Origin of the sequence: Siphonobacter sp. (assembly GCF_048595215.1) — a bacterium.
In the GTDB taxonomy this organism is placed as follows: Bacteria; Bacteroidota; Bacteroidia; order Cytophagales; family Spirosomataceae; genus Siphonobacter.
Genome location: NZ_JBMDWJ010000069.1, coordinates 1 through 6644 on the forward strand (window position 1 = coordinate 1; position 6644 = coordinate 6644).

The window sequence follows — 6644 nt, forward strand, 5'->3', positions numbered from 1 at the left end:
TTGTAGTTGCGGTGTATTTTTAAGTCGCCCGCCGCTGAAGTCCGTCGCAATGGCTCCCGGAGCCACTACATTGACATTGATTCCCCTGGGTCCCAGCTCTTTCGCGAGATACCGAGTTAGTACTTCAATCCCTGCTTTCATACTGGCATACGTAGCGGATCCCGGAAAGGTCAGGCGGGTTAAGCCCGTCGAAATATTGACAATGCCGCCGTTATCCTTAAGTAAGGGTAGGAGTTTTTGCGTTAAGAAAAATACACCCTTAAAGTGGATGTTGAGTAGGGTGTCGAATTGATCTTCCGTGGTTTCTGCGAAGCTGGGAATGATCAGATTCATACCGGCATTATTGACCAGAAAATCAAATTTGTCTGTAGCGAAAGTTTCTTGAAGGGTCGTTTGTAGAGCCGAGACAAACGTATCTAATTCGGCAATAGCTCCGACATTAAAGGGTAAGACGGCGGCCTTTTGCCCCAATGTCTCAATCTCAGCGGCTACGGCTACTGCCTTTTCCGGCTGGGTATGATAGGTAAGAATAACGTCTATTCCTTTTTGGGCAAGGCGAAGAGCCATATCCCGACCGAGTCCGCGACTTCCGCCCGTAACGAGTGCAATTTTGCGTGTCATAGCGTGTGAAAAAGTTAGGCTACAAAGGTGGTAGCTTGACTCTGGACGCCTTTGTAAACATCAAACCGATGTTTGCGAAATTCAAACGCCTACTTATTTTCGAAAGCTTACCGGAGACCAAGACGTTTGCTTTCGGAAGAAATTGGAAAAATGGGCTACTTCTTCAAATCCCAGACTATAGGCAATCTCTGAAATATTCCAATCCGTTTGTTTCAACAAGCGTTTGGCTTCCTGAATAAGTCGCTGGCTGATCAGATCCGTCGTTGTTTTGCCCGTCGTTGTTTTCAAAGCCCGATTAAGTGAATTAACGTGAATGGATAGACGATCGGCAAAGTCCTTGGCCGTTCGTAGGGTAAGGGGCTGGTGCGGGGATTCAATAGGAAACTGCCGTTCGAGTAATTCCATAAAAAGTGAAGAGGTCCGAGCGGTACTCGTATGACGGCCCACCGTAAGGGGTTGAAGCTTTTGTCCCCGATGGATGAGTTCCAGTAAATACGCTCGGATCAGATCGTACTTGTAGAGATAATCCGAGGCCAGCTCCTGATGCATTTTTTTGAAGATCAGCTCTATCTGTACGGATTCTTCTTCGGAAAGCTGAAAAACGGGGTACGCACCGGCCTGAAAAATGGGTAATTCGTCGAGCACTACGCCGCCTTGGGTCGCTAACAAAAATTCTTCGGTAAAGACGCAGAAGTACCCGGCTTGTTCCAAATTCTGCGGCAACCAGTGATAGGGTATTTTGGGCGTGGCGAACAACAAAGCACTGCTTTCAATTTCAATGGTTTTATCCGCGTACTCGGCCCGGTTATGCCCTTGGATAAAGCTTATTTTGTAATACGACCGGCGATTGTAAGGCATCGCTACTTGCCCCGTCTCCCGAAACGTTTGAAATACTTCGTGTATACGGAAGACATTGAAATGGCCGATTTCTTTTGAAATACCCGGCGGTAAAAAGGCTTCTGCGTTACGCTGACCTGAAGTAGCTACGGCCTGATAGAATTCGTCGAGGGTACGCGTTTTCATAAATGCCCTGGTTGCAATCATTAAAGGTACGCTAATTTTTAATAGCCTTTCCTATGGCTTTGATCCGAACAAGCGAGACGGAGCATTTCAATTCGGAGCAGCATTTACAAGCGTCCGCGTCTGATAACCTTTGTCTGGTTGCAGGGATATAAAGAAAAAGGTTTGTAATCAGTTCGTCAGATAGCCGCCATTCCAGCAATACGTGTATACTTGTACCGCCGCTACTACCTGAATGGAAGCCCTCCGCTACTGGTTCCAAACGGGTACTTACCTTTTCCCCTCAACCGTCACGCCGCGTGCTAAAACCTTATGTCTAGCTCAAGAGCAAATTATGCCCTCTTATTTACTTACACCTTCTTCGTTAGTGTCAGTTTGTGGCAGCACGAAATGTGGCGGGATGAACTACAGGCCTGGGGTATTGTGGCTAGTACCGCCAATCCACTCGATTTAGCGGTTAATGCCCGGTACGAAGGTCACCCCTTACTTTGGTTCATTCTGCTTTGGCCCCTGGCTCAGCTCTTCGATCATCCCAGTGTGATGCAGGTACTGCATGGAGCCCTGGCGTTGGGCAGTGCGTACCTGATTATCTTCAAAAGCCCATTCCGGTTTTTTGAAAAAATCCTTATTCTGTTCAGTTACTATTTCATTTATGAATACGTAACCATTAGCCGGAACTACCAGATTGGTGTACTCATCATTTGTGGGATCTGCGTACTTTGGCAAAATCCGCAGAAAAATCTCTTGGCGATTAGTGGCTTACTATTTCTTTTACTGCAAACCAATGTTTTTGCCTTTCTGGTGGGTTTAGGATTGGCCGTTGGATTGCTCGCCGAAGAAGTGTACGCCCGGCGAATCTGGCCCTTACAAGGCAAATCCCTGTTAGCGGCTCTGGTAATTCTGGCGGGAGTGATGGGGACCGCTCAATCACTGCCCCCCGCCGATTCTGGCTTTCTGACTCAGTGGACCAGCCATTTCGACTCCGGTACCTTTTTATTTGCGGCGGCGGGGGTCGCTCATGGCTTTCTCCCCTTAAGCAATTTTTCTGAGTATCATTTTTGGAATTTTTCTCTGTTTCCGTTTGGATTAGGCGTGAAGCTGGCCTTAGGTTTGGTTCTGGCTGTACTCGCTATCTTTTCGAAACCCAAGTCTTCGGTAGCTCTGATCGTACTCGTAGCCTCTGTTTTCTTCATTTTTATCTTTACCTACGAAAAGCCCCGGGGTCTGTTCCGCCACTTTGGTCATTATACGCTGGCCCTGATTGCCGCCTACTGGATTGATGAGTATAAGCAATCCTCCCGGCCCGTCTTTACGCTGGGTTATTTTGGTGTCGGTATTTTACTGCTTCAGGTCTTGGCGGGGATGAATGCCTGGTCCCGGGATTTGCGGTATCCCTTTTCCCAAGCCGAGGCTATGGCCTTGTACCTTCAGAAAACGTATCCGGCTCGTACGCCCGTCGCGGGCGTTTTTCAGGATTATATGATTCCTTTAGAGTGGTTTTTAGGAAGGCCTATTTACTGTTTGGATGTACAGCAGGAGCGTCCGTATGTACTTTGGAGCAAAAGTCACTGGAATGATACCTTGAATAATCAGCCCGATTCTGTAACCTACCAACGCTTTGTTACCTATCAGCAAAGTCATCCCGAATCGGTACTCGTTATGACGTATCCTACATCGAACCATCCCGAACTAGGGCAACGGGATACCCTTCGTTCGGCCGAAGGTACCTACGTGTTTACCTGCCTAAAGAAGTTTGACGGCTCCATCACGAATGAAGATTACTACCTGTTTAATGCTAGGAAAGTAGTGGCTAAATAAAGGTATTACCTACTGAGTCGCAAAGTGGAGTGGATGAGCGAACATTCGAAGACTTGGAAAGCCAGTACCTACGTTCGTCGGCTGGCTTACCAAATCTGCTGGTAGCATTTCATTCCTATGAAATGCCTATCCAATCGAATCCTACTACGACTTATGCTTATTATTGGGAGATAACCGGGCAGAGACAGGATCGCAACGCATCGGCAAAACCACAGGTTTTCTATACGGGCGTCAAGCGTATCAAAGCTGGAGAAGACCTAACGAAGGTACGTCAGCGGTATTTTGATTTCGCTAAACGTAAGTGCTCCGATCCTGAGGAATGTTTTAACGACTTTAATACCTACGAAACCTTGGAACAAGCTCAGGAGGCCCAGAAAAACGGGTTAAATCGCTTATCGACAACGCACGAGTTAAAAGCCCTTGAATTCTAAGGATACTAGGAAAAAGCCGGGTATTGCCTGTCAGAGTATACGCATTACCCGGCTAGTACTATTTAGATGACTATTGTACAAAAGCAAACTCATGTAATGGTAATCTTACTTTTTTCAGGTTGGCGTAAATATCCTGTTCAGCGTCGCGGTAACCTAACGCTAACAGGACTACACTTTTCAAACCTTTTTCCGGTAAGCCCAGTAATTGGTCCAGTTTTTCGTGATTGAATCCTTCCATAGGAGTCGAATCTATTTTCAACTCAGCCGCGGCGATGAGGCCGGTTCCCAGTCCAATGTAAGCCTGCCGGGCCGCCCAGCTAAAGTTGACTTCGGGTGTTTGAGTCAGCATGTGCGTTTCCAGGGCTTGTTTAAAACCCGCCAGTTGTTCAAGGGGCATTTCACGAACGGCTGCCATGTGGGCCATATAGTCATCAATGATGGCCTGAGTTATAGTTTCAAAAGCGGCAAAGACGAGTAAATCAGAGGCTTCCAGAATCTGGGCATTGAAGGAATCTTTGGCCAGCTCTTTCCGAATGGCCGCATCTTTTACCACAATCACGCGGTACGGTTGCATACCAGCGGACGAGGCACTAAGGTTGATAGCGTCCAGAATGGTTTGAATGCCTTCGTCAGACACTTTTTGGTTGTTGTACTTTTTGACTGCGTATCGCCAGGTAAGGCTTTCTTTGAGAGACATGAGATGATTACTTTTTTGTGATGGGGCAAATTTCTGCGACACTTGGTTTACTTTTGTCATCAACTAACTAAAAGTAATGGTGACATTTAGGTAACCAGCTCGAACATTCATGGACCACTCCATCATAGATAGCAAGGCCTGTTTTGCTGCGCCCCATGATCATCAGGCCTGTAACAAACGAATCATGGCCATCCACGATACCTTGTACGTACTGGGCGGTAAATGGAAGATTTCGATTATTACCAGTCTGGGATTTGGCAAGAAACGGTATTCGGAACTACTCCGGGAAGTGAAAGGCATTTCCGGCAAAGTCTTAAGCCGGGAATTAAAAGAAATGGAAACCAACCTGCTAATTACACGAACCGTGCTGGATACTCAGCCCATAGCCGTGGAATACGAACTTTCCGAGTACTGCGAAAACCTGTTACCTGTCATTTTCAAACTGGCCGAGTGGGGGACGGAGCATCGGAAAAAGATTGTCAGTGTACCGTAGGTCTGTCGGGTACTGGGTTTGAAGTAGGAAGTTTTTGGTTTAAAGTGGAAGAACTCAGCTGACCTGCGGCGTGCAAAGAAGAGTAAATTCTGCTTCTGTATGGAACGAGACAGTACATGAATGGCTGGTCCGGGACGGGATCGTACCGTCGGAAGCCCCCATGGTGGTAATAAATTTAATACGTCCATACGTTCGTGAAAGTCGTCAATACAGTTTTCTGGTACAAGGTTTTAACCTACGAAAGCGGATGGCATGCGTGTACTTGTCGGGATGACTATCCAGAGCACGCATGCTTAAATCTTTACCGAAGGGGAACTATCTTCCTCCTACGGGGTTAGGGCTAAAACTCAGTTTAAATCATCGCACTGTATGCAGTGGATCAATGACGCTTTAAATGTTCTGCTGGTTGAGCAGGAACAATACGTGGAATTCTCGCTCAAAGCAAAACTTCTGCTGGTTTTTCTCCTGGTTCTAATCGTTGCTACTCCTTTTCTCCTTTAACTTTTAGTATCCATTTAATCGGCTCGCGATGGGATTCAAAACCTAAGGTCGCCGTCCATTCCGTTCATCCTAAGGAAGACTCTGCGTCGTCATACACGAGGCAGGAATCAGCTAATTATTCCTGCGAGTAGGGGATAAGCACACCCTAACGTATGGGTCTTAGCCTTTTTTGCTTCGTTCGTCCAGCACTTTTCAGCGAAGGAACACTTCAGGATTTCATTCGCTCATCAACAACCAATCCTATGAACATTGGCTTTCTCGGTTTAGGAAACCTCGGTACTCCCATTGCGGAAAACCTGTTGCAGAGCACGCAGCAACTGTATGTCTACAATCGCACGGCCACCAAAGCACAACCGCTGGCGGATCAGGGTGCCGTCATTTGTGCTTCGGTAGCTGAACTGGCTTCGCTCAGCGATGTAGTCTTTACGCTGGTTTCGGATGATGCTGCCCTTCAGGCCGTTACTACGGGTGAAGCAGGCATTGCCGCAAATCTGAAAAAGGACGGTGTACATGTATCCTTAAGTACAATCCTGCCCGCCACGGCCACCTCGTTAGCTCAGCTACACGACGAGCACGGTTCCCACTACATCGCCTGTGCCATTCTAGGCCGACCCGAAGCGGCCCGGGCGAAAAAACTGAACCTTCTGGTATCCGGAAATACGGACGTATTGGAAACCATCAAACCTGTCCTGGAGCAATGCGGTGCGGCTAATATCTGGGCGTTTGGACCCGAAGTAGGAGCGGCGAACGTCGCCAAGCTATGCTCGAATTTTCTGATTGTCTCCGCGATGGAATCGATGGCTGAAAGCATTCATCTGGCCCGGCAAAGCGGCATCGATGCCGAACAATTGATGCACATGTTGACCCAAACGCTTTTTGCTTCACCGGTATATTCGACGTATGGTAATAGCTTATTGAAAGAAGCTTTTCTTACCCGCCGGTTTCACCTTAAAACTCGGCCTGAAAGACGTAACTCTCATCAACGAACAATCCTCAACGGTAAGGGTTCAACTGCCCTTCGGTAAGAAAGTACAGTAATTAATGAATCAGTGAGTAGAGCAGG

At 47.4% G+C, this 6644-nt stretch carries 8 protein-coding genes; 5 read left to right on the forward strand and 3 right to left on the reverse strand.

Annotated elements, in window-relative coordinates; all coding sequences use genetic code 11:
- Both ACOJTG_RS04235 and ACOJTG_RS04240 read right to left on the reverse strand, forming a co-directional pair.
- On the reverse strand, positions 1-621 hold a 621-nt coding region (locus ACOJTG_RS04235; RefSeq protein WP_420152674.1), incomplete at its 3' end, for an SDR family NAD(P)-dependent oxidoreductase.
- A gap of 93 nt (positions 622-714) precedes the next feature.
- On the reverse strand, positions 715-1644 hold the full coding sequence (locus tag ACOJTG_RS04240) for a helix-turn-helix domain-containing protein (RefSeq protein ID WP_420152675.1): 930 nt from the start codon (positions 1642-1644) through the stop codon (positions 715-717).
- A 309-nt stretch (positions 1645-1953) separates the two neighbouring features.
- Between ACOJTG_RS04240 and ACOJTG_RS04245 the strand changes: the two genes are divergently transcribed.
- Positions 1954-3459: a hypothetical protein gene (locus ACOJTG_RS04245; protein WP_420152676.1), complete on the forward strand. Its 1506-nt coding sequence runs from the start codon at positions 1954-1956 to the stop codon at positions 3457-3459.
- A gap of 122 nt (positions 3460-3581) precedes the next feature.
- Positions 3582-3890: a hypothetical protein gene (locus ACOJTG_RS04250; protein WP_420152677.1), complete on the forward strand. Its 309-nt coding sequence runs from the start codon at positions 3582-3584 to the stop codon at positions 3888-3890.
- A gap of 70 nt (positions 3891-3960) precedes the next feature.
- On the opposite strand, the gene ACOJTG_RS04255 is transcribed toward ACOJTG_RS04250, so the two are convergent.
- Positions 3961-4587, reverse strand: coding sequence for an NAD(P)H-dependent oxidoreductase (locus ACOJTG_RS04255; RefSeq protein WP_420152678.1), 627 nt, complete (start codon positions 4585-4587; stop codon positions 3961-3963).
- 109 nt (positions 4588-4696) lie between these two features.
- Between ACOJTG_RS04255 and ACOJTG_RS04260 the strand changes: the two genes are divergently transcribed.
- The 3 genes from ACOJTG_RS04260 to ACOJTG_RS04270 all read left to right on the forward strand — a co-directional run bounded on the left by ACOJTG_RS04260 (position 4697) and on the right by ACOJTG_RS04270 (position 6606).
- Positions 4697-5080, forward strand: coding sequence for a winged helix-turn-helix transcriptional regulator (locus ACOJTG_RS04260; RefSeq protein WP_420152679.1), 384 nt, complete (start codon positions 4697-4699; stop codon positions 5078-5080).
- A 369-nt stretch (positions 5081-5449) separates the two neighbouring features.
- Complete coding sequence (locus ACOJTG_RS04265) at positions 5450-5581, forward strand: hypothetical protein (RefSeq protein WP_420152680.1); 132 nt, start codon at positions 5450-5452, stop codon at positions 5579-5581.
- A 242-nt stretch (positions 5582-5823) separates the two neighbouring features.
- A complete protein-coding gene (locus ACOJTG_RS04270; protein ID WP_420152681.1) occupies positions 5824-6606 on the forward strand; it encodes an NAD(P)-dependent oxidoreductase in 783 nt (260 codons plus the stop codon).
- Positions 6607-6644 lie beyond the last annotated feature (38 nt).